Annotated in this window: 21 protein-coding genes and 1 pseudogene; 8 read left to right on the top strand and 14 right to left on the bottom strand. The window is 43.9% G+C overall.

Translation table 11 applies throughout. The features are described 5' to 3' along the window. The first annotated feature begins 96 nt into the window (after nucleotides 1–96). Nucleotides 97–396: a hypothetical protein gene (locus NFHSH190041_RS03065; RefSeq protein ID WP_261923849.1), complete on the top strand. Its 300-nt coding sequence runs from the start codon at nucleotides 97–99 to the stop codon at nucleotides 394–396. A gap of 116 nt (nucleotides 397–512) precedes the next feature. Here NFHSH190041_RS03065 and NFHSH190041_RS03060 read toward each other — a convergent pair. The 10 genes and pseudogenes from NFHSH190041_RS03060 to NFHSH190041_RS03015 all read right to left on the bottom strand — a co-directional run bounded on the left by NFHSH190041_RS03060 (nucleotide 513) and on the right by NFHSH190041_RS03015 (nucleotide 10,398). Next, nucleotides 513–1,766: pseudogene (locus tag NFHSH190041_RS03060) on the bottom strand (BCCT family transporter). 24 nt (nucleotides 1,767–1,790) lie between these two features. After that, nucleotides 1,791–2,741: an IS30 family transposase gene (locus NFHSH190041_RS03055; protein WP_261921717.1), complete on the bottom strand. Its 951-nt coding sequence runs from the start codon at nucleotides 2,739–2,741 to the stop codon at nucleotides 1,791–1,793. Between the two features lie 68 nt (nucleotides 2,742–2,809). Beyond that, nucleotides 2,810–3,202 carry a BCCT family transporter gene (locus NFHSH190041_RS03050; protein ID WP_261923848.1) on the bottom strand — a complete coding sequence of 131 codons (393 nt, stop codon included), beginning with the start codon at nucleotides 3,200–3,202 and terminating at the stop codon, nucleotides 2,810–2,812. A gap of 73 nt (nucleotides 3,203–3,275) precedes the next feature. After that, nucleotides 3,276–4,049 carry a creatininase gene (locus NFHSH190041_RS03045; RefSeq protein WP_261923847.1) on the bottom strand — a complete coding sequence of 258 codons (774 nt, stop codon included), beginning with the start codon at nucleotides 4,047–4,049 and terminating at the stop codon, nucleotides 3,276–3,278. Between the two features lie 17 nt (nucleotides 4,050–4,066). Continuing rightward, nucleotides 4,067–4,789, bottom strand: coding sequence for a DMT family transporter (locus NFHSH190041_RS03040; protein ID WP_261925017.1), 723 nt, complete (start codon nucleotides 4,787–4,789; stop codon nucleotides 4,067–4,069). Between the two features lie 374 nt (nucleotides 4,790–5,163). Next, complete coding sequence (locus tag NFHSH190041_RS03035) at nucleotides 5,164–6,009, bottom strand: AraC family transcriptional regulator (RefSeq protein ID WP_261923846.1); 846 nt, start codon at nucleotides 6,007–6,009, stop codon at nucleotides 5,164–5,166. Nucleotides 6,010–6,252: 243 nt separating this feature from the next. Continuing rightward, a complete protein-coding gene (locus NFHSH190041_RS03030) occupies nucleotides 6,253–7,350 on the bottom strand; it encodes an ISAs1 family transposase (protein ID WP_261923720.1) in 1,098 nt (365 codons plus the stop codon). 337 nt (nucleotides 7,351–7,687) lie between these two features. Continuing rightward, nucleotides 7,688–8,959 (bottom strand): organoarsenical effux MFS transporter ArsJ, encoded by a 1,272-nt coding sequence (arsJ, locus tag NFHSH190041_RS03025; RefSeq protein WP_410010862.1) that lies wholly within the window; start codon nucleotides 8,957–8,959, stop codon nucleotides 7,688–7,690. Then, entirely contained in the window at nucleotides 8,950–9,984 is a 1,035-nt protein-coding gene (locus NFHSH190041_RS03020; RefSeq protein ID WP_261923844.1) for an ArsJ-associated glyceraldehyde-3-phosphate dehydrogenase, read from the bottom strand. Before NFHSH190041_RS03020 ends, arsJ begins: the two co-directional genes overlap by 10 nt. Before the next feature lie 54 nt (nucleotides 9,985–10,038). Further along, nucleotides 10,039–10,398 (bottom strand): metalloregulator ArsR/SmtB family transcription factor, encoded by a 360-nt coding sequence (locus NFHSH190041_RS03015; RefSeq protein ID WP_261923843.1) that lies wholly within the window; start codon nucleotides 10,396–10,398, stop codon nucleotides 10,039–10,041. A gap of 308 nt (nucleotides 10,399–10,706) precedes the next feature. Between NFHSH190041_RS03015 and NFHSH190041_RS03010 the strand changes: the two genes are divergently transcribed. From NFHSH190041_RS03010 to NFHSH190041_RS03000, 3 genes are all read left to right on the top strand, one after another. Continuing rightward, nucleotides 10,707–11,807, top strand: coding sequence for a phosphoribosylaminoimidazolesuccinocarboxamide synthase (locus NFHSH190041_RS03010; protein ID WP_261923842.1), 1,101 nt, complete (start codon nucleotides 10,707–10,709; stop codon nucleotides 11,805–11,807). 841 nt (nucleotides 11,808–12,648) lie between these two features. Next, nucleotides 12,649–14,070, top strand: coding sequence for a multiheme c-type cytochrome (locus NFHSH190041_RS03005; protein ID WP_261923841.1), 1,422 nt, complete (start codon nucleotides 12,649–12,651; stop codon nucleotides 14,068–14,070). Between the two features lie 390 nt (nucleotides 14,071–14,460). Further along, the gene (locus NFHSH190041_RS03000) at nucleotides 14,461–15,126 is read left to right on the top strand and encodes a penicillin-binding transpeptidase domain-containing protein (RefSeq protein WP_261923840.1); all 666 of its coding nucleotides are present in this window, start codon (nucleotides 14,461–14,463) and stop codon (nucleotides 15,124–15,126) included. 80 nt (nucleotides 15,127–15,206) lie between these two features. Here the strand turns inward: NFHSH190041_RS03000 and NFHSH190041_RS02995 are convergent, their stop codons facing one another. Continuing rightward, nucleotides 15,207–15,536: an SMR family transporter gene (locus tag NFHSH190041_RS02995; RefSeq protein WP_261923839.1), complete on the bottom strand. Its 330-nt coding sequence runs from the start codon at nucleotides 15,534–15,536 to the stop codon at nucleotides 15,207–15,209. Beyond that, nucleotides 15,536–15,874, bottom strand: coding sequence for a DMT family transporter (locus tag NFHSH190041_RS02990; protein ID WP_261925016.1), 339 nt, complete (start codon nucleotides 15,872–15,874; stop codon nucleotides 15,536–15,538). The genes NFHSH190041_RS02995 and NFHSH190041_RS02990 overlap by 1 nt, the downstream gene beginning before the upstream one ends. Nucleotides 15,875–16,021: 147 nt before the next feature. On the opposite strand from NFHSH190041_RS02990, the gene NFHSH190041_RS02985 reads away from it, so the two are divergent. Continuing rightward, nucleotides 16,022–16,906: a LysR family transcriptional regulator gene (locus tag NFHSH190041_RS02985; RefSeq protein WP_261923838.1), complete on the top strand. Its 885-nt coding sequence runs from the start codon at nucleotides 16,022–16,024 to the stop codon at nucleotides 16,904–16,906. A 79-nt stretch (nucleotides 16,907–16,985) separates the two neighbouring features. Here the strand turns inward: NFHSH190041_RS02985 and NFHSH190041_RS02980 are convergent, their stop codons facing one another. Then, nucleotides 16,986–17,690 carry an SIMPL domain-containing protein gene (locus NFHSH190041_RS02980; RefSeq protein WP_261923837.1) on the bottom strand — a complete coding sequence of 235 codons (705 nt, stop codon included), beginning with the start codon at nucleotides 17,688–17,690 and terminating at the stop codon, nucleotides 16,986–16,988. Nucleotides 17,691–17,845: 155 nt separating this feature from the next. Here NFHSH190041_RS02980 and NFHSH190041_RS02975 point away from each other — a divergent pair, with 155 nt between their 5' ends. The 3 genes from NFHSH190041_RS02975 (at nucleotide 17,846) to NFHSH190041_RS02965 (ending at nucleotide 22,201) form a co-directional block, all read left to right on the top strand. Continuing rightward, nucleotides 17,846–18,796 (top strand): IS30 family transposase, encoded by a 951-nt coding sequence (locus NFHSH190041_RS02975; RefSeq protein WP_261921717.1) that lies wholly within the window; start codon nucleotides 17,846–17,848, stop codon nucleotides 18,794–18,796. Nucleotides 18,797–19,071: 275 nt separating this feature from the next. Then, complete coding sequence (rimO, locus tag NFHSH190041_RS02970) at nucleotides 19,072–20,487, top strand: 30S ribosomal protein S12 methylthiotransferase RimO (protein ID WP_261923836.1); 1,416 nt, start codon at nucleotides 19,072–19,074, stop codon at nucleotides 20,485–20,487. Between the two features lie 226 nt (nucleotides 20,488–20,713). Then, entirely contained in the window at nucleotides 20,714–22,201 is a 1,488-nt protein-coding gene (locus NFHSH190041_RS02965) for a diguanylate cyclase (RefSeq protein ID WP_261923835.1), read from the top strand. Between the two features lie 60 nt (nucleotides 22,202–22,261). Here the strand turns inward: NFHSH190041_RS02965 and pmbA are convergent, their stop codons facing one another. Beyond that, the gene (gene pmbA / locus NFHSH190041_RS02960; protein WP_261923834.1) at nucleotides 22,262–23,605 is read right to left on the bottom strand and encodes a metalloprotease PmbA; all 1,344 of its coding nucleotides are present in this window, start codon (nucleotides 23,603–23,605) and stop codon (nucleotides 22,262–22,264) included. Nucleotides 23,606–23,663 lie beyond the last annotated feature (58 nt).

Below are 23,663 nucleotides of genomic sequence, written 5' to 3'. Positions count from 1 at the left end.
AAATTAAATTTTTTAAGCTTCTTGGACGCTTTATATGTAGACCAATTTATTTAATTCTGAACAAACAGCTTTTTGGATATGTATAAAAAGGAAAAAATGAAAATACAAATTGACAGTATAGAAAAGTTATCTTTACTACATTTTCACTTCTTGTCTGGTGTCAAGAAAAACCTATGTGATAACACTGTTTATATCCGATTTGAACAGGCTAAAGAAAATAAGCTGCCGAATTATGAAGTTGAATTAAAGACTGGAAAGAAAATAATATATAATAATCAGACACATAGACCAGAAAAGCGCGCTGTGTTTTTTCATAGACAATATCAGTCTAAAGAGTTCACACCGCAAGACATCTCTGATGCATTCAAAACCTCTGTATTGGGAAAACAGAGTTAATATTAATTAAACATCAGAACCATATTAATAATGATTCACTGATACTCATCAACTTATACCCTAACAGATAATGAATAAATGAATTGGCACGGTAGCTTGCTTCCCGTGCCGCTATTTCACGACTTACTAATACTGTGGTCCTGTTTGTGGTAAGTTTGTCTTAGCTTCTTAATAAAAATCACAACCACAGCAATGAATATCATAGAAAAAGGCAATGAACAAATAATCACCCCAGTCTGAATTAATGATAATAATGCCTCCCCCCCTATTATGATTAATGATATGGTTGTCAAAGATATTAACATAGCATACAGTAACTCTACTTTAAGTATTAATTTATGCTCGGAAGAAAAGATAAAGTTAGATATTGCATGAATCCCAGAATTTAGCGATGTGACATAATAAGTCACAATTAATATAGACGTCAGTGAAAATAATAATAAAGGTAATACAGTTCCTGGCATAAGCCCTATCATAGAAAAGATTCCATTAGCAGGATCCATTACCGCAGCATCATAAATTACACCACCAGAATTAATATCATAACTTAATGCAGCACCACCGATAATCCCAATCCACAATATAACAATAAGTGATGGAATCATGACAACACCAAAAATAAACTGTTTAATGGTCCTGCCATAAGATATCCCCGCAATAAATGTAGCAACAAAAGCCGAAAACGAAATACACCAACTACAAATAAATATTGTCCAAATACCATTCCAGGATTGTTCCCACTCTGTAGATTGACTCAGAAACTGATCACCATCGGTCCAAAAATTACTCGTCACAAAACCAGAAATATAGACTCATACACTTTCTAAAAATATGTTCAATATATAATTCAACGGACCGAATAAAATAAAACATACCAAAATAAAAATACTCAAAATAGAATTCAATTCACTTACCCGTCGCATACCTCTGCTGACACCTCGAGCAAGGGAAAAGCATGTAATAATAAAAATAACGCCAACAACACCCAATTCAACAATATCGCTATCTATTGCTAGCATTGAAAAAATATAGTTTAAACCAGAACCTGTCTGAGAAGCTGCAAAACCAAATGATGTGACTAAACCAAATACTGTTGCAATAATCGTAAATACCTGCACAACGGTAGGGATAGAAAATCGCCCTGTCTGATTTATATCAGAAATAAAAGCACTGTGTACACTTAATGGCTTTTTAGTATTAAAATGCAAAAAAGCTAAAGCTAATGCCAAAATGCAGTAGATAGACCAAGCATTAATCGCCCAATGAAAATAACTGACACCTAATGCGTTAACGGCTGGATTATCTGAAATCGTCAGTCCATTATTATTTTGACTCAACAAGATAGGTTCAGATACACACCGCGCATTCAACCCCGAAGTGCACCACTCGCTTCATTAAGCTGCTTTTCGTAATTCATCGAATACTACAGCAGGCTGTTTGAAACCAAGGCACTTTCTCGGACGTGAGTTAAGTGCTCGTTCGATGTCAGCAATTTGCTTATCCGTTACCGTGCGTAAATCAGTTCCCTTGCGGATATACTGCCGCAACAGACCATTGAAATTCTCATTCAACCCACGTTCCCATGATGAGTATGGGTTGGCGAAATAGATATCTACCTTCAGTGCTTGTGCAACCTTTTGATGGTCACAGAACTCGCTGCCATTGTCCGCTGTGATAGTGTGAACGTGACTGCGATACCGCCAAAGCATGCCTATCATGGCTCGGCTCACATCGGCTGCGCTTTTGGCGGGCACTTTACGGATTAGATACAGTTTGCTTTTGCGTTCAACCAAACTGACTATAGCGCCAGTGCCTTGTTTTCCCAACACCGTATCGGCTTCCCAATCACCTAATCGTGCTTTTTCGTCGACAACTGCCGGCCGGTGTTCAATACCTATGCGATTTGGAATGATAACCCGTTTCGCACGACAGCCTTTGCGGTATTTACGATGACCGCGTCTCAGCGCTTTATAGAGCTTTCCGCCACGCTGCTTGTCCTGCTGAACAAAGCCATAAATCCATGCATGACTGACAGGGTAACCGATAAGTTGACCTACGCCCGCGATTTGTTCTGGACTCCACTTTTGCTTCAGTCCGAACTCAACGAAAGTGACGGTCGTTACAGACACTCGATTTTTGGCAGCCTGGCAGCGGCGCTTAACTGTCTTGGCCTGTGCAACTTCAGGCAAATAATGATTGTCACGAATACGGTTACGACGAACCTCTCTACTCACCGTGCTGTGGCTCACTTTTAAGCGTTTGCCGATTGCTCGATAGCTGAAGCCCTCGCGTAGGTAGGCTTCGATCTGGTATCGTTGCCCTTCGATCAACTGCTTGTAACTCATGGTAATGACTTCTATTTGTTTGGCGACGATAGAGTACCACCTACAGGCAGTTGATCTCTTCTTACCGTTTAACCATGAGTGGTGCACTTATTATCTGAATTCAAGCACCAAAAGATTAATCCGACCCCCTGTCCGCAGGCAAATAACATCGAATACCATGAAAAATCAGTATATTTTGGCCTTGCATTTTTCCCGCCAATTCTAATATCTTTATAACGCCCGAAATGCAAGTAAATACAAGAACAAACACAAAGCAATGAAAAGAAAACATAATACCAATTAAGGTTAAAGGTAATCCAGTCTCGGATTTTATCTGTAATCACAAAAAGTTCATCTCGATAAAATAAAATCCCAGACAAAATTAAAATAACCAATGATGTTGAAATAATTAGAATAATAATTGATGATTTATCTCTCGAGGGACCAGAATCTCCGGAAGAGGCATTATTTTTCCCATTCATACTGTCCATCCTTGTATCGGTTGAATTTGCCGTCTTGAAAAAATAAGCACTGCCTAAGCAGTGCTTAATTTTTTTATCTTAATTCGGCATTTACAGCATTCACGATCCCAGCAACTGCAACTTCAGCTAAAATTGAGCCCTTTTCAGCTGTCGATGCTTTTGCCGAAGATAGGCAACCTGAATCAGGCGTATATTCTTTCACTTCAGGATAAATGTCATAAGGTCTAATTTTCGCAGGTTCAATATCAACAACTTTATCCATATGTACTAACTCAGGATAAAAATATAGCATCATTGATGTTTCCAGCACACCACCATGCTCTATATCCCAGCCAGGAAAACCATCCGGATAAATCTTATCGATAGCAATCTGATCGACAAAATCCCAATAAGATAAACTCATAATTCGGACATCATCAATATTGGACCATTTCAACTCTCGAAGCGCCAAATCAATCCCTTCAATAAGGAAGTAATTGTTCTCATAATGGCCATTAACAAAAACAATTTTTTTAAATCCGTGGGAACAGTACTCTTTGATGATAGTTTTTGCCAACTCAATCAAGGTTATTCCATCCAGACTAGCGGTACCAATCAAATGGTTTCCACCACCAGAACGTTGCTGCGATTTATAACCATAGCTAATGGCAGGCGCCACCAAGGCATTTATTTTCTTAGCGACGAGTTCAGCCATTTTGGTCGGTAGCAAAATATCAACATTCATAGACATGTGAGGACCGTGTTGCTCTACCGCACCAACGGGAATTAATAACACCTCAACGTCTCCCTGAATCAGATTTTTATAAGTAAAACTGTCTAGTTCGGCAATGTGAACACTATTAGGCATACTTACCTCCAAAATGACTAATTGGGTACTGGTTCTGTCGCAATTTTTGATTTTCTGGTACTGAAAAGCACTTGTCCTAATCCACTGAAAATGATCAAACATCCACCAATAGATTGCATTAATGTAATTGGCTCGCTGAACAGCATGACGCCAAGTAGAGTTGCCATAACGGTTTCTTGATAAGAAATACAGGCTAATTCACTGGCAAGCAGGTATTTAGCTGCAATGGTCAACAGGAAAAACGCGCCAAAACCGGTAATCACTGCAGCAGCAATTAACCAGCCCCAAGAGCTTGTATCCATCGCTGATAAATCTGGAATTGAAATCGCCAAATATACCCCAATCGTTAATGAGGCAAAGGTAAAGTTATAAAAAGAGCGCACATCACCATCTACATCTGTTCTGAAGCGGCTGGCAAACAAGAATAAACCATATGCAACCCCAGACATCAGAGCGATAAAATTTCCCGTTGCATATTGAGGGTCTAACTCAAGATTCACTGCAATTAAGGTAGCCGGATCATAAACCACCACACCAATAATCAGTAAACAACCAATAAATACTGATAACAACATAAAAAAGGTAACTTTAGTAAATGGTTCTTTTAAGAATAATGAAGCTAATACTGTTGAGTAAATTGGGCCGGTGTAAATTAAGAAAGCAGCATTTGACAATGTTGTTTTTTGAGTTGAAATCACATATAGCATCGATAACAAACCCAAAAATATCCCAGAAAAAATAATTGCAGGAGAAATTTTTAATTGATTTTACTTTCTTAATATTCCCCATCGACATAATAATTAATGAGATACAAACAAATCCAAGAAAGTTTCTAAAGAATGAAATAACATCACCACTGGTATTAATGTACCTTGCAAATGCACCAATCCCCCCCATCAAACTGGAGGATAAGAACATAAAGGCAAAGCCCTTTAACTTCGTACAATTGTATTGCATGGCAACCTCCTTTTTAGAGGTATTACACTCTAATTTTTATTATAAGTATCTCATTTTTGTCCCAAAAAGCAGTACAAAAGTGTCAACATGTCAAAATGATAGGAACGATCTCATATTCATATAGGATGATTTATTAATATAATGATAAAAATTTTTATTACGCTATTTTTTTATAAATATCTTCTGCTTCAGTTCTTGATGATTTACGATAGGCTAATGGAGCGATATGTTTATACTTATAAAACTCTCGGGAAAAATGTGAAGATGAAGAAAAACCAAGATAGTCTGATATATTCTGTATTGGATCATTTGTATAGATAAGATTATAACATGCAATCCCAATTTTTTTTCTAATAACCCATTGATGAAATGGCATATTTGAATGCTTACTGAATAAACGAATAAATGTTGATCTTGACATATTGAACATTTTTGATAAATGTTCAATCCTGCTATCCATACAGGGGTTTTCCTCAATATAACTGTCAATACTTGAGATAAAACGGTATTCTTTTAATACTGCTTCAGATAAGTTTAATACATAAATATCATCGTCTTTTACCTGATTGATTTTATCGATAACTTCGATTACGTTGCTAAAATTAACTAAACTATATTCATTGGTAATTAATGATGCTAATGTAAAAATATTATCTGTTCTATTTCTTTGAATCACCACTCCCTGGTTAATTATTCCCATAAACTGTTCAATATGGCTAAGGTATGGACTACCAGAAAACATTCTATATATTCGTTTTACATTAATATTTAATATGAAAAACTCGGCACCATTTACCGTTGTAGCCAAATGTTTAATATAAGAGGGAATAATAAATAACTCTTTTTCTCTCACGGTAAGAAATTGTGTGTCGCTAATATTAATCGTGATTTCACCTGAGAGACAAAACAGTAATTCAACATTAGATTGGCCTGTATCATGTTCTAATACACAACCTTTCTTAAAAAAGAACACCTCGGTATCGTCACAATTAATCATTGCCATCACATCATACCTCACCGATATCTTGGGGTGACTACCATTGCCCAGAAATCGCTGTCTCTTAACAATGTACTATCTTGCGGTCTTGAATCAACAACCTCCATACGATTATCCATATCAACCCGCAAGCTAAAATAATGCTGCACATTACAGATATTCAAAACCAATATCATGACGACACAAAAAGCAATGACATATGACTCAATCCGTGTAGTAACCAGGGCGAGAGCATACTTCGATGACTTTTTATCCAAAGAAGACCTTTGAACGATAATCATCATTCCAGCCCGCCTTTTTTATCTTATTTCGTTGGCTTGGTGCATCACAATGGCACTGCTGCAACAGGTTCATCACAAACCGGCGAAATAGCGCCATATTTTCAACGGCATCACCCATTGCAATGCGCGAAGCATCCTCTTTAAAAACAACATCAAGGATGTAATGTTGACTATTTTCAATACGCCAGTGTTGACGAATATAGTGTCCTAAAAGCTTATGTTTTGGTGATAAAGAGCTGACGTAGAAGCTGGTATCGATTGAGGTTTTACCATCTTGAGTACGATGGCGCTCCACCGCAATGAAACTGCGGATGGTCGGCCATTTCTCTATTAACTCCGGGGTGAGCTTAGCCTTTAACTGAAAGACGTAACGTGCTTCTGTACGCCCATGAGCTTGCTGAATAACTTCAGTAATGACCTTTTCCTTATTGGCATCACACAGAGTTTGGAATTGAGAACGAATAAATTTATGCAGTAGAGGTTGATTTTTCTTAACTTGAACAACGACATGAGCTTTCTTACTGCTGATTAACTCAAGCGTTTCACGCTGGCAATGGAGTGCATCCATAGTGATGACGGCACCTTTGATATCAAGGACTTTGAGCATCTGTCGTACAACTTTGATTTCACCGTTTTTATTGGCTGTCGGCCGCTGGCTGAGAACGAGTCCGTTCTCACAGTCGTATGCAGTAACAAGCTGCAATGCTTGCTTGGGGTTATTACGATAAGCCCCTCGAAGTACCTTGCCATCCAGTGCAATCAGTGGCTTACCAGAATGGTAACGATGCTCATTGGCCCAGCTTAATAGGGCTAACAGCAGTGATTCGACTTCAATAGCGCGCAAGATGCGCGCAATCGTGTGCCGGCGGGGAACACCTGATTCATACAAACGGTACTGCTTTAACCAATCAATTTTATTGTCCCCAAACTCTTGAATATCGCGCCAACCCTCAGCTCCTGAGGCAATGGCACTAATAACAAGAAAGATGACATCAATAAGATCGTGCCGACGATTAATGTCAGAGCGTGTTTCGGTAACGACGGAGAGGTGTTCAAACAAGTCCATAGCAATGACCAATAATAAAAGACGCCGCTATTTGATCATATTTTTTAATAAAGTGCGATCCCGCCCTGGTGTAGTAACCATATACATCACCCAAGAACTCTGATGGAGTTATCATGATGTATTCCTATTACCATGGTTGGTGATCAATCACGCAAAATAGCTTCAAATCAAGCAAAAACACCATTCAACTGTCATTTAATAAATTTTTGATATAGAAAACCAGATAACTAATAATTTATTAAAACACTCACTAAATATGGCCAATATCCCACTATTTACTGTGCTCTCATTTTGATAAAAATGCCTAGACAAACCACAATTGCAATATTGATAATTCTTACTTATTCAGCTCAGTATTTTTATTATTAAGCCCAATAGAGATTAAGGTAGTAACGCACAACAACATACTGCTTATCCATAAACAAGCCACCAGCCCCCACTGTTGAAAAACCCAACCAGATAATACTGTGCCTAACAACCGACCCATCGCATTAGCCATATAATAAAACCCGACGTCCATCGACACCCCATCCTGATCGGCATAACTGACAATCAGGTAACTATGCAAGGAAGAATTCAGCGCAAAGACCGCACCAAAACACAATAGCCCAATACTCAACCCAATCTCCGAGGCAAAATTCAATTGCAACATCAGTGCAATCCCGGCAGGAATACATGCCAACATACCAGCCCAATAAACTGCCTGAGCCCCAGGATTAAATGACTCACCATGAGTATGTGAATGGGTATTAATTCGTCCAGTCAAACGTGGCGCTTGGGTCTGCACCAAGCCATAGCCAATCACCCAGAGGGCTAAAAAACTGCCTACCAGCCAATAAGACCAACCAAACTGAGTCGATAGATAAACGGGGAGCGCCACCACAAACCAGATATCCCGCGCAGCAAACAGACAAAGTCTGGCGGCAGATAAGATATTCACCGCCCGACTTTTGGAAAAAATATCCCTGAACTTTGGCCGCAGCTTGGCTTGCCCCAATCCCGATCTAAGACTGAAGAGACTTACCAACCATACCAAGGTAAGACCAGATAACATCACTAGGATTGCAGAGGTAAAACCCAAGACCGTCAGAAGGGCTGCACCGAGGAAAAACCCAATACCCTTTAACGCATTTTTTGACCCCGTCAGAAGCGCCACCCAATGATAAAGCCGACCTTCACGGTTATCCGGATTGATCACCAGGGTCTTAATGGCACTCTTAGCACTCATTTTATTTAAATCTTTTGCAATACCGCTGATAGCCTGCGCAGCCATCACCCAAGGGACGGTTAGCCACACAGGCGGCAACAACAGCATGGCCAACGCCACTAATTGCAACCCCAACCCAAGGTTCATCGTTCGATTTAAACCTATGCGAGCGCCCAGCCAGCCCCCCACTAAATTAGTGACAACACCAAAAAACTCATAAAACAGAAAGAGCAGCGCAATTTGCAGCGCGCTGTATCCCAGCGTATGAAAGTGCAATACCACTAACATACGCAGCGCGCCATCGGTCAACGTAAATGCCCAATAGTTTGCCGTGATCAACAGATACTGCCGCACAGGTATTGGTAACTGTCCCAATCGCACTATACGACGTATCACACTGATATCCCGCTAGAAACAGTCGTTAAATCAGACCGCCCCACCAGTAGGGCCAACTCGGCCACTCGGTTGGCATATCCCCATTCATTGTCATACCAAACATACAATTTCAGCTGAGTGCCATTAACCACCATGGTTGACTGGGCATCCACGATGGCACTACGGGGGTCAGTTTTATAATCCACCGATACCAGTGGCCGGGGCTCATAGCCCAATATGCCCTGTAATTCTGTTGCTGCCGCGCGCGCTAATAATCCATTAACTTCAGCTTCATCCGTTTGGCGCTGCAATTCAAACACACAGTCAGTTAAAGAAGCATTAGCCAACGGCACGCGCACGGCATGACCGTTTAAGCGGCCATTTAATGCCGGGAAAATCTGCCCGATAGCCTTAGCACTGCCCGTTGTGGTGGGGATCAGGCTTTGTCCGGCCGCTCGGGCGCGACGCAGATCCCGGTGAGGGGCATCCAAAATAGTCTGGGTATTGGTAATATCGTGAATGGTCGTCATGCTGCCATGGCGGATCCCGATATGCTCGTGAATCACTTTTACCACGGGAGCCAAACAATTTGTGGTGCAGGATGCTGCAGTAACAATCCGGTGCACTGCTGCATCATAGTGGTGATGGTTCACCCCCATCACCACATTCAGCACCTCGGCCTCTGCCATTGGTGCCGTTACAACCACACGTTTTACCCCTTGTTGCAGATAAGATTGTAGTTTTGCCTTACTGCGCATCACGCCGGATGCCTCAATCACCAGATCACAACCAGACCAATCCGTTGCAGCAATCGCACTGTGTTGGCTATACCCAATTTGCTGCTCATTAATCACTATGCTATCTGCCGTTGCCCTTATCTGCTGCTCCCACCGGCCATGAATGGAGTCAAACGCCAGTAAATGTGCCAAGGTCGCAGCATCCCCACCCGGATCATTAATATGGACAAACGCTAATTCTGGCTCAGACCAAGCAGCACGTAATATCAGCCGTCCCATGCGGCCAAAGCCATTTATTCCGACACGAATGCTCATTATCCTATCCCCCAGCGTCCCTTCGACCTGATTTTATCCTTTGTCAGTACCGCGCTACTCGCAAGTAAGCTCACAGCAGCTCCGTTGCCGCTGCGGCCGATTTCCCATCTGCATCAAGGCGGTAGCCATCGAAGTCACTACCTCAGGAGCAGCATGCAACGCTTGTTGCAAGATACCTGTGCCCCAATCAGGCAATGACTCATCGATACGATAAAACACCCACTGTCCCTGACGACGATCCGCCAGCAGCCCTGTTCGTCGCAGCAGGGCCAGATGGCGAGATATTTTCGGCTGGCTCTGCCCTAACGCCATCATTAACTCACAAACGCACAACTCCCCTTGCTGCTGCAATAACAGCAACAACCTTAAGCGGGTATCATCGGCCAGCGCCTTAAATAACAACAGTGGTGTCATCTATTCCTCCTTTACGCTCAGCAATCTTTGTACTCAGACTATGAATTCAGCGCTATCAACGCCAGTGTTCATTGGTACACAGTCAGGTCATTAAATATACGAAAAGGCATATATATGGAAAATAATATATTTATATAAGCATATTGCTTCGGCGGGAAATATCGATATCAGTACAAATAGATAGAAACTCTGAATCCTAGAAAGCGAACGCCTAGGCACAAGTAGACGGGGTAAAATAGCCACGCAATGACAACGGGTTGTTTTATATCAACAATAACCACCAGCCCTGCCGCGTAAAGGACAGAGACATGACTCCAGCTGATGCCGTACTTGCCATCAATAATGACTTACCTATCTGCACTGACCGCCCAGTGCACAGCGGCAAGGTCCGCAGCGTATATTGGCTTACCGATGCGGACAGCCGCCGCTTAATCAACCAACGCCATTATCCGGTTCCGGCTGATACACCACTGGCCGTAATGGTGATCTCTGATCGCATTTCTGCTTTTGATTGTATTTTCCATGGCGAAGGCGGAATGCAGGGCATCCCCGGCAAGGGAGCTGCACTCAATACCATCGCCAATCACTGGTTTGAGCTATTTCGCCAACATGGTTTGGCTGATAGCCATATTGTCGATATTCCCCACCCTCTGGTCTGGATTGTCCGCCAAGCCAGACCACTAAAAATCGAGGCCATTATCCGCCGTTATATTACTGGTTCCATGTGGCGAGCTTATGCTGCTGGTGAACGAGTATTTTGTGGTATTCGCCTGCCAGAAGGATTACAGCAAAACCAACAGCTGCCGCAACCACTACTGACCCCCTCAACCAAAGGGATTTTGACCGGGCTGACTGGCGTGCCCGAGCAAGATGATGTCAATGTTAGTCGCCAGCAACTACAGGATAACTATCAGGCTTTCGGCTTTAACTGTGTTGAAGACATTGATACTTATGAACAGCTACTGCAGCGTGGCTTTGCCTTGATTAGCGATGCTTTGGCAAAGCAAGATATGTTATTTGTCGATACCAAATTTGAATTTGGCTATGTCAAAGACAAAGATGGTCGTGACCAGCTGATTTATATGGATGAGGTTGGCACTCCTGACTCATCCCGGATCTGGGACGGCGCAGCCTTTCGAGATGGCCGAATTGTAGAAAACTCAAAAGAAGGATTCCGCCAGTTTTTGCTCCAATATTTTCCCGACGCAGATATTTTGCTCAATAAAGATAAGATGGAGCAGCGCCAAGCATTAGCGCGAGAAACTGCGCTGCCAGAGGAAATTATGCTGCAAACATCGCGTATTTATACCGATATGGCAGCAAAGATCACCGGTAAACCACTGCCACTAACTCAGCAACCTCGAGCAAAGATTATTCAGGTATTACAGCAATATGGTCTGATTGATTAGGTTCTGTTGACCTTTCAAACTTGTTTTTGCAGCGATTTAGGGGGTCTTTATACAAGGCTGAAGCTTTGATAGATAGTTGCGCTACCTGATAAACCGATAACACAGTAGAAAAGAGCCCCAAAAGCCGCCGCACAATTTGGCTAAAAGCAATTTTACGCTTTGTTGAGCGGTTCTTGCTTAGCATGCTAGGCGGCAAACCACTCGTCGCAATGAAAACACTCTTATCTAAAACATGATTTAACCCCAAAAGGCCAACACGCATTAGCATACTTACCCGGTGACTAGTCTATCTGCCACCGGGAGATAAAAACCAGAACTACAACCTGCTACAACTGGGTTAGTGTAAAACCTGAGCATTGATATCCACTTGCAGACTACTGCCAAGTTAATCGCAAAGCCCCCGTTATCTTATCCATACTCGATGTCATGATTTTTTGCGACGGCTTTTTACCATCGTTACTTGCCAACAGCATTATTCAAATACAGATAAAATGATTCTTTTGCCAGCAATAATAAGCATTCACACATAAGCCACAGAAAAAACAAATCAAACCCTAATTTATTGAGACAATTACAGCGCAAAAAATTAAACGAAAAAATCAGAAACGATTAAAAATAAACTTTAACAAATTGATTTAAAACATAAATAAAAGCATAAACAGAACAAAATGCAACAATTTGCAACCACAGCACGCATTCATCACAAATTACAACTATATACCTTGAAATAATAAAGTTGCGAGACGGAAAACACATTCCCTATCGAATTTAACTTAATTTAACAAGTAGGCGATATCACGCTTTAACCATGCCGAACCGGCGCAGCTAATTTGATTATAAGATGATGAAAAAAACGACCCTTGCACTGTTACTGTCTGCTACCCTGCCAATGGCCGCACTCGCGGCAGATCCTATGCCTTTTCCCTTGTCTAATCTGACCGTTAAAGACGGGGCAAAAGTTGAGATAAACCAGTTTAAAGATGCCAAAAACTGCAAAGGCTGCCATCCTCGACAATTTAAAGGCTGGCAAGGCTCCATGCACTCTATCGCCTTCATTGATCCTGTTTTTCAGGCTGAGTGGGCCATGGGCGAAACCGAAACCCAAGGTGCTACCCGCAATCTGTGTGGCGGCTGTCATACCGCGTTAGGTACGGTTACCCAAACAGTCGAGTTCAAATCAGAATCAGGTAAATATGGTGGCTTTACCACTCAAGGCGCAGCCACACAGGGCGTCAGTTGCGAAGTGTGCCATAGTGTCGTTGATACCAATATCAGCAAAACCGCCAACGGTGAGCATGGCAATGCCTCTTTAGCATTAGCGGCGGATGGCGCCAAACGTGGCCCATTGAGTGATGCTAAATCATTCGGACATAAAGTTGTCTATTCCGAACTGCATACTAAATCTGAATTCTGTGCCAACTGCCATAATGTGTTCAATCCGGTTCATGACAGCTTCCCACTGGAGCACACTTACCAAGAATGGAAAAACTCCCCCTACGCTAAAGCAGAAATTCAATGCCAGGACTGTCATATGGTGCCAGTCGACACGGCTATCCGTGTTGCTGATGAAATGAAGCCAGCTAAAGATCTCAAAGATCATGGGCTTGGTGGTAAAGCAGGAATGGGAGGCAAGCCCCGCGCCTTGGTACATGACCATAACTTTGTTGGCGGCAATGCCGTAGTTGCCCCATTGCTTGGCGTACCGGGCGCCCAAGCCCATGCTGATGAGGCGAAAAAACGTCTGCAAACCGCAGCCGAACTTGACACCCGTATCAGTGGCAAGCAAGATGCGCCAGTACTGGAGGTAACGGTATACAACCGCAGAGCCGGTCACGCCCTGCCCACCAGTCTGACCTTTATCCGCCAAGTTTGGTTAGAAGTGGTGATTACAGATAACCAGGGGAAAGAGCTATTGCGCTCAGGCAGTTTACAAGCTGACAACAGCCTGCCAGAGAATACTGTTATCTTTCAGGACACCGCTGTTGATGTTCATGGCAAGCTAGAGCATAAGCCGTGGAAGGTCGCAAAATTCAGCCACCAAAATACTATTCCGGCTAAAGGCAGCCGTACCGTAGCTTATCCTTTCACACTCCCCAACGGAGTGACGGACTATCAAGTTAACGTCAAACTGCATTACCGTTCATTTGACCAGAGCGTAGCCGATTTACTGCTGGAAGATAAAATTACTGTCCCTGCGATTGAAATGAGCCAACGGCAACAACAATACCGCGGTACAACGGCAATAACAGGACACCAAGGCTAACTGGACGACAAAAAACTATTGTCCTATTCAGGCGTTAATTAGCCCAAATATGGATTATTACGACCGCGCGCTAATTGCGCGCAGTCTGTTAAAGTAGGAAAACACAACATTGCTCACAGTCAGTTGCAGGATAAAACACCAGTCCAACCTTGAATGCTATGTGATCAACATCGATAATTTATATATTACTCATAACCTTATGTTGCCATGTCTATTTTTCCAATGCGGTTATTGATGTTAAAACGCCCCATCGGTGGTACAAAAGCCTTTACTCTAATAATTCTATTAATTACGACATTGCTACCTGTCTATTCAGCGCAGGCTCAGTCAATAAACACCGCATGGCTCTGCGGGACAAACTGCACCCTAATTATTGCCAATGATAAAGGCGTGATTAAACAGATAAACCCGCACCGAGCAACCGTTCCTTTCTCGCCTTTTTCTACTTTCAAAATTCCCAACAGCTTAATCGCCCTAGATACAGGCGTGATTAAAAATCTGTCTCAAATGCTGAGCTTTGATAAAAATAAATATCCACGTCAGGGATGGTGGCCAGAAATTTGGTATCAAAATCCCGTTACATTACCAATCGCATTTTCCCATTCAGCTGTACCAATTTTTCGTCAATTAACCGTTGAAATCGGCGCTTCACGGATGCAGCAATACCTAAATAAATTCAACTATGGCAACCATGACATCAGCTCAGGCATTAATGGTTTTTGGCTTAATGGCAGCCTGAAAATATCAGCGCAGCAGCAAATCAATTTTTTACGACAGTTGCACCAGGGCAAATTACCTGTCAAAGGCCAAAGCCTAGCAGCACTAAAACAAGTGATGTTGATCCAACAAACGGCCTATTATCGTCTGTACGGTAAAACCGGAGGGGGAGAAATAGGTAATAATCGTTACCTAGGCTGGTATGTCGGTTATATCGAATCTGCGACTAAAGATATCAGTTACTTTGCGATGAATATTGAAGGAGACAGTTTCTGGCCGACAATGGACAAACGAGTGCCCATTATGCAACAGGCGCTTGCTGCCGAAGGACTGATGTAATACCGATATAAAAGCCGGTACCGCTTTTATGTGCGGCGCCGGCTTTTGTATGATTCATTAATTTTGAAATTATGTTGATATTAAGCCGTTTTCATCACTACCACAGCGATCACCACCAGCACAATCCCTAGCCAGCCAACCGGCTTTAACGGCTGCTTTAATAAAAATACGCCGCCCAGTGCTGTTCCCAAAATCCCCAAAGCGCCCCAAGTTGCATAAGCCACCGCTAAATCGATTTCTCTGACGGCTTGAGCCAAACAGGTAAATGCCAACATCACCAAGACTAGGGCGGAAATTCCCCACCCTTTATGAATAAAACCACAGGATTTAGCCAATGCCATATTAGCGGCAATATCCAGGCCAGCAGCCAACACCAACAACATAAACGCCACCATCCATGCCTGATCCATTACGACTGCTCCTGATGCTGCTCACCCATATTGACACAGATAATCCCCACAATCGCAATCATCACTCCCAGCAACTGCTGACTGCTCAAGGGAACCTGAAACACAAATACGGATAACAAGGTGATAATCCCGATCCCCATGCCTTCCCAAGTGGCATAGGCAACACTGACAGAAATCTTTTTCACCGCCAGCGATAGCAGATAATAAGACAGGGCAATTAACAGATACATCAGTAACGCGGCCAACCATTTGGCAACGGCTCCTGCCTGCCCCATGACAGAGGTTGCCGCCACCTCGCTGCCAATCGCCAGTAACAGAAATAACCATGCCCGCGCCATCACACACCTTCCTTTCATTATTTAATTAGTTGATTTAACAAAATAATAGGTGAACAATCAGCCGCAGCAAAACCGCTCAGTGACGGAATAATTGACGCTGGCATCAGGCCTAAGTAACACTGAGGGACACAAGGATAGGGAAACTAGATGAAGTTAAGTCAGATAGCCATGTTTGTGCAGGCCTGCCAACTCGGCTCCATCAGTCAAGCCGCCGCCCGACTGGGTAAAAGCCGAACCACAGTCAGTACTGCATTGGGCGCACTGGAAAACCAACTTAATGCCAAATTACTGATCCGCAGCGGCAACCATATCGAGCCCACCGCCCTTGGCGAGTCGGTCTTGGCCGATTTTGAACGTATGTTGCAACTGAACGAGCAAATTGAGCAGAAGTGTAGCCAAGCACAACTCGGGGTCGAAAGCCGCTTACTGGTTGCCCGGGATGATGCCCTGCCAGAAGAATTTTGGCGTCGTCTTATTCCAGCCTTTCGCCATCGTTTTACTGCCACGAATCTTTCTCTCTATGTGGCGCCGACCCAAGAATTAGAAGATATGGTTGAAAAAGGCTTTGTTGATGCCGCCTTTGGCCTGTTTCCACGCCAGACCAGCGTCAGTCGTTGCCACTTTGCCCATCTGGGGCAACTGCGGATGATGGCTGTTGCCCACCACAGTCATGCTCTGACGCGATTAGCCAAAGTCAACCATGACGATTTGCAACAATACACCCAAATTACACTGGCGTATCTTGATGATGAGTCCCTTAAACCGGTCGAGCAAATCTCTCCGCATTATATGGCATTACCATTCTATGAGTTTTTGCGCGATGCAGTGCAAGATGCCTTAGGCTGGGCTTATATCCCCGCATTATTGATCCAACCAGATTTGAGAAATGGCGTGATCCGGGTATTAAAAAATAAAACCGCCATGAACTGGCACCCTTATGGTCTTATCACTTGTGCGGAGCACCCGGCAGGCCCCGCAGTAAATTGGCTGGCTGAACAGATAGAAAATTACCTCATTACACACTCGGTATAATCTGATTGACACGGACTGGCAGAGCAGAAGCTAGGACTGGGAGTCCGTGACAATCCTTAAGGATTACTTTACCAAACGATTAAGGTTTAAGGCGATAGGTCACTTCTACTTCATCAGCCACATTGATGTGGGATGGCTGATAACTTTCTGCAACAGCATCATTACGAGCCTTGCTGGCATACATCACCGGAGCAACAGGCTGGCGGGTCAGATAGCGAATATGCCAAACCGGTCCCAACTTAGTCCCAAATCCCTTAGCTAACGCAGAGGCTTTATTTTGAGCATCAGCAATGGCTGCCGCTCTAGCTTGAGTTTTTAACTTGTCCATCTGGCTACTGGTAAATTCAATCTGATCGACTTGATTCAGACCACTGTTTAAACCAGCATTAAGCACTTCATCCAGCTGTGATAATTTTCTTAGCATCACACTGACAGCCCGGCTAGCCCGATAACCGGTTAACTCTGCCGCTTTGCCCTCAGGGAAACGGTATTGTGGCTGCAAATCCAAATTCGCACTCTGAATATCTGCCCGGGTAATACCATTTTGCTGTAAGCGAGCAATCAATTTCGCAACGGCATCATCAGACAGACTTTTGGCACTGATCGCATCCGGCGCTGAAACCTGAACTGTCATATGGATTATGGCCATATCTGCTGGTGCGGAAACCCGTGCACTCCCGATAGTATCCAACCGTGCAAAATCAGCAGCTTGAGCGGCTAAAGGTAATATTGTCATCACATTCAATGCAGCCAAACAATAGGCTAACTTTATCGGACATTTCATTACCAACTCCTTATTTTCTAGCGGCTTAACACTATATTTATCTTATACACCTTGAATTCAGATAATAAGTGCACCACTCATGGTTAAACGGTAAGAAGAGATCAACTGCCTGTAGGTGGTACTCTATCGTCGCCAAACAAATAGAAGTCATTACCATGAGTTACAAGCAGTTGATCGAAGGGCAACGATACCAGATCGAAGCCTACCTACGCGAGGGCTTCAGCTATCGAGCAATCGGCAAACGCTTAAAAGTGAGCCACAGCACGGTGAGTAGAGAGGTTCGTCGTAACCGTATTCGTGACAATCATTATTTGCCTGAAGTTGCACAGGCCAAGACAGTTAAGCGCCGCTGCCAGGCTGCCAAAAATCGAGTGTCTGTAACGACCGTCACTTTCGTTGAGTTCGGACTGAAGCAAAAGTGGAGTCCAGAACAAATCGCGGGCGTAGGTCAACTTATCGGTTACCCTGTCAGTCATGCATGGATTTATGGCTTTGTTCAGCAGGACAAGCAGCGTGGCGGAAAGCTCTATAAAGCGCTGAGACGCGGTCATCGTAAATACCGCAAAGGCTGTCGTGCGAAACGGGTTATCATTCCAAATCGCATAGGTATTGAACACCGGCCGGCAGTTGTCGACGAAAAAGCACGATTAGGTGATTGGGAAGCCGATACGGTGTTGGGAAAACAAGGCACTGGCGCTATAGTCAGTTTGGTTGAACGCAAAAGCAAACTGTATCTAATCCGTAAAGTGCCCGCCAAAAGCGCAGCCGATGTGAGCCGAGCCATGATAGGCATGCTTTGGCGGTATCGCAGTCACGTTCACACTATCACAGCGGACAATGGCAGCGAGTTCTGTGACCATCAAAAGGTTGCACAAGCACTGAAGGTAGATATCTATTTCGCCAACCCATACTCATCATGGGAACGTGGGTTGAATGAGAATTTCAATGGTCTGTTGCGGCAGTATATCCGCAAGGGAACTGATTTACGCACGGTAACGGATAAGCAAATTGCTGACATCGAACGAGCACTTAACTCACGTCCGAGAAAGTGCCTTGGTTTCAAACAGCCTGCTGTAGTATTCGATGAATTACGAAAAGCAGCTTAATGAAGCGAGTGGTGCACTTCGGGGTTGAATGCGCGACCTGTAAAACAGGAATAGGTTAGACCATAGAAATGGTAATTTTACTCGCGTTTCAACCTCATTATTTTATTCAACCGCGAATAAAAATGTACTGCATTGATAAATAAGCATTAACAACTTATCGATTAATCTATCCCGCCCACAGAATAGTGCATTTTACACTCTATTTCTCCTCTATCATTATGTATAATCGCTGCCAACTTTTTGATTTCCTTAGCGACAAAAAAGTCTGAATAACAATGACTGTTGAAACCTTTAACCCTAAACAAACCACCACTCTGGAAACAGCAGAAAAGACGTTAGCCACCAGCATGACTGATGATGCCCCCTGTAACAGTAAGCGCATCGGCTTTGTCTCGCTGGGGTGCCCCAAAAACCTAGTAGATTCAGAACGCATCCTGACGCAACTGCGCATCGATGGCTACGAAGTTGTTAGCACTTACCAGAACGCTGACTTAGTGATTGTAAACACCTGCGGTTTTATTGATGCCGCCGTGCAAGAATCTCTGGACGCCATCCGCGAAGCGCTGGAAGAAAATGGAAAAGTACTGGTTACCGGCTGCCTTGGTGCGAAAGAAAATCAAATCCGTCAAGTTCATCCTGATGTACTAGAAATCACGGGCCCCCATAGCTACGAAGAGGTGATTAAGCATGTACACAAATATGTACCTAAACCGGAGCACAATCCCTTCACCAGTCTGATACCGCAAACTGGGGTAAAATTGACACCAAAACATTATGCTTATCTGAAAATCTCAGAAGGGTGCGATAACCGTTGTACTTTTTGCATTATTCCCGAGTTACGTGGTGACCTGGATAGCCGTCCGGTCGGCAGCGTATTGGATGAGGCCAAACGCCTGGTAGAAAGTGGCGTACAAGAGATACTTGTCGTCAGCCAAGACACCTCTGCATACGGTAAAGATAAAGGTGGCCGCACAGATTTCTGGAATGGCATGCCGGTCAAACAGGATATTACTGCGCTGGCTCGCAAATTGGGGCAAATGGGCGCTTGGGTACGACTACATTATGTCTACCCATACCCTTGGGTTGATGAGCTCATTCCATTGATGGCCGAGGGTTTGCTCCTGCCTTATCTGGATCTGCCCCTGCAACATGCTAGCCCACGAATCTTAAAAATGATGAAACGGCCGGGCCGGGTTGATCGTCAGTTAGACGCCATCAAACAGTGGCGGGAAATCTGTCCCGATCTGGTCATCCGCTCCACCTTTATTGTCGGTTTTCCCGGCGAAACCGAAGAGGATTTTAATATCCTGCTAGACTTCTTACACGAAGCTAAACTGGATCGGGTTGGCTGTTTCAAATACTCAGAAGTAGAAGGCGCAGTTGCGAATACTTTGGGCGAATTGATCAGCGAAGAAATTAAAGAAGACAGATACCGCCGTTTTATGGCTGTTCAAGCTGAAATCAGTGCTGAGCGCCTGGCCCGGTTAGTCGGTCGAGAGCTGGATATTTTGATTGATGAAGTAGATGAAGAAGGGGCCATCGGCCGCTCTTATGCTGATGCACCTGAGATTGACGGAATGGTCTTTCTCAATGGTGAAACGGAGCTATCTCCCGGTGATATGGTGCGCGCCGTCATCACTCATTCAGATGAGCATGACCTGTGGGCCGACATGATCGCACTGGAAGACTAACTTATCCAGCCGCTTCAAAAAGCCACCTCTCAAAGGTGGCTTTTTACATTTTTTACCACAAATGGCTGTAAAATCATCAGCATATATTGAATATTAGTTAAATATAGTGATGCAGCATAAACTATTACTGTTAAGTATGCGCTAGGTCTATATTTAGCTACTAATTCACTGTATATAATAACAATTATTCCAAATAAACAGACTTGGTATGCCGTTAAGAGGAAGAGTGAATTACCACCTTACCCGGGTGTTTATCCTTCTAAGCATAGTGGTTATAATTATCACTGCCCTGCAAACTTGGGGTAGCTTTCAATTTGATGTGCAAAATTATCTCAAGGTGTATCACTACACGCTGAACAACCTAGTGATGAATGATATCCAACAACCATTGGAGGACAGTCGTCGACAAATCAATGTCGTTGCCAAATCCATCATGACGGAAAAAGTGTATCAAAACCAATCCGTCATCAATGACTATTGGGTGCTAGCGGATAAAATCCAAAACCCTCGTCACCATATTTTCTTTTATAATTTGCTGTTTAATACCATTTCATCCTACCCAGAATTTACCCAACCCACCCGTTTTGATGCTACCAACCGCCCTTGGTTTATTGGCGCAAAACAAAAAGGAGTCTCTTTGGTTGGCCCCTATCTAAAACTCAACAGCAGACATGATATTTTTACTATGATCCGGCGCATCTACGGTCATAAGCGACAATTGATCGGTCTGCTGATGGTCGATATCAATGCTGTACCACTGCAATATGCCATGGATCAAAGTCTAAGGGATAATCGGGAACGCTTATTCCTGTTAAACCATCTGCATCATGTGTTAATGGAAACTGGCAGTGGCGCTCTGCCGACTCTTAGCCATACTACCGACCGGGATAATGATCCGACCTTGTTGCAATATGGCTACCATATGACGGTCAATGTACTCAATCAGCCTTGGACCCTGAATTTGTATATTCCACCGGAAGTATTCCGGGAAATGCTGATGAGTAAATTTAAAATATCTGTCGTCCCGATCATCAGTCTGCTAGCAGTATTTGCCTGTTCACTGTACTTCCTACTATTGGTTGTACGCCAAGAGCAACTGCAGCTAAACGGCGCGATACGTGAAATCAGTGGCCAAACACCACTTCCTCCGTTAAACGATCGCCACACCAGTCACTGGTTTATCCAAGATAGCCTGTCGGAAATTGAATGTTTGCGGGATGAGTACCTACACAATAAACATGAGCTTTATTTTGACCCTCTCACCCGAGTAAAAAACCGCCGTGCATTTGAACGGGATTTCTCCAGCCTGTGTAACCGTGGTAAATCCTTTCAGTTATTGCTGATTGATGTAGATTACTTCAAACAACTCAATGATAAGTTCGGCCATCAATTTGGTGATTTGGTGCTATCCAGAGTCGGGGCTATCTTACGTTCACTATGGGGACATGAGCGGGTATATCGCTATGGTGGGGATGAATTTGCTGTATTAACCAAGGTTCGTATTGAAGTACTACGTCGCCAACTGGATGCCTGTATGGAAATGATGGCGAGCAGGCCACTACGGGAAACCCAATGCCATATCAGCCTGAGTATCGGTGTTGCGGGCAGTGAGGAAGCCCCTATAAATGAACTGTTTGAACTTGCAGATAAACGTCTGTACATGAGCAAACAACGGGGACGCCGCTGTTATACCTTGCCACCAGAAACTGATTAACCAAAACAGTAGGATAAAAAATGCGGGCCTTGGCCCGCATTTGCTTAAAAACAATTACCGTTAATTACCGGCTATCTTCATCTGATCCAGCAAAATTGCCCCGGTACGGATTGGTGAGCGCAAATCCGGTCCATTACTGATCGCCTGAATATTGCGGAACATATCCTTTAAATTGCCAGCAATCGTAATTTCTTCCACCGGGTATTGAATTTCACCATTTTCCACATAGAAGCCAGCGGCACCACGGGAATAATCCCCTGTTACCATATTAACACCTTGGCCCATCACTTCGGTCACAATCAAACCCGTCCCCATAGCTTTCACCAGTTGGTCAAATGACTGACCAGAATCCTGCACCGCCCAGTTATAAATACCACCAGCATGGCCGGTATTTGTCATACCCAATTTACGGGCAGAGTAACTGGTCAACAAATAAGTTTCCAACTGACCCTGCTCAATAATCGCCCGCTCCCGGGTTGCGACCCCTTCACTGTCATAAGGCGCGCTAGCTAGCCCTCGCAGCAAATGTGGCTGTTCAATAATCGACAACCATTGAGGGAATAACTGTTGCCCTAAGGAGTCCTGTAGGAAGCTGGATTGGCGATATAAGCTACTGCCGCTGATCGCCCCAACCAAATGGCCCAATAGGCCGGTAGCCACATCAGCACTAAACAATACAGGCAGTTTACAGGTAGCAATTTTACGACCACCTAACCGACTTAAGGTTTTCTGCGCAGCCTGCATGCCGATTTGGACCGGTGTTAATAAGCTGTCAAAATGACGTGCAACGCTATAATCATAATCCCGCTGCATCTCCCCATTATCATCCTGACCAATAACCACACAACTTAGGCTATAGCGGGAACTCGCATAGCCATTGAGGAAACCATGGCTATTACCATAAACCTTGATCCCGGTGTGAGCATTAGCACTGGCGCCATCTGAATTGGTAATACGACTATCGGCATCCAGCGCAACAGTTTCAGCACTGATGGCTAATTCAGCCAATTGCTCTGGTGACAAGGTCGCTGGATGATAAAGATCCAGATCCGGAAACACTTTTGCCATCAGAGCCTTATCAGCCAACCCACTGCAAGGGTCTTCGCTGGTATAACGAGCAATATCATTAGCGGCCTGCACCGCAGTACGAATCGCTTCCGAGCTCAAATCAGACGTGGATGAACTGCCTTTACGGCCATCGCGGTAAAGGGTAATCCCCAAGGCACCATCCTTGTTGAACTCCACCGTTTCCACTTCTTTTAGACGGGTAGAAACAGATAATCCCTGTTGCTTACTGATAGCAACCTCTGCATCACTGGTACCCAATGCTTTGGCATAATCCAATGCCATTGCCACCGCATCTTTCAGGGCGCCCAATTCATTTTCAATATTGCTTGAGGACACGTTTAGTCTCTTAACTGGCCGACGATGGCCTAAGCATAACACCAATCTGTCGCCTTCT

This window comes from Shewanella sp. NFH-SH190041 (genome assembly GCF_024363255.1).
GTDB lineage: Bacteria > Pseudomonadota > Gammaproteobacteria > Enterobacterales > Shewanellaceae > Shewanella.
The sequence above is the reverse complement of the archived record's forward strand: the minus strand, read 5'-3'. Positions and strand labels throughout refer to the sequence as shown.